We start from the raw sequence: 256 nt of genomic DNA, 5'->3' as shown, positions 1-256 counted from the left end.
TTCTTAAATCGATCTCCTAATGAGTGATACGTCGTCATTTTAGAACGTTCCGTCTGGACTTTTCTATCTTCAAACTCTTTTTCCTTTTGAAGTTGATTCAATCCTGAACGAAGCTCCGTGCGACATTCCTTACAGATACGCCCTTCGCGGATAAAACCGCTACACTTCTCACATGGATATCCGAGGTTAGGAAATTGCGCCAAGTGAATTCTACCTTCACGAATAAAATTTGTGATTAGATCCTGTTCTACACCAG

The 256-nt window shown here is 41.0% G+C and carries 1 protein-coding gene; it reads right to left on the bottom strand.

Translation table 11 applies throughout. The features are described from left to right. The coding region (locus tag AOA59_RS32945; RefSeq protein WP_218212235.1) for a hypothetical protein at positions 1 to 256 on the bottom strand (256 nt) is incomplete at both ends.

This window comes from Pseudomonas sp. 2822-15, from assembly GCF_002742515.1.
GTDB lineage: Bacteria > Pseudomonadota > Gammaproteobacteria > Pseudomonadales > Pseudomonadaceae > Aquipseudomonas > Aquipseudomonas salomonii.
The sequence above is the reverse complement of the archived record's forward strand: the minus strand, read 5'-3'. Positions and strand labels throughout refer to the sequence as shown.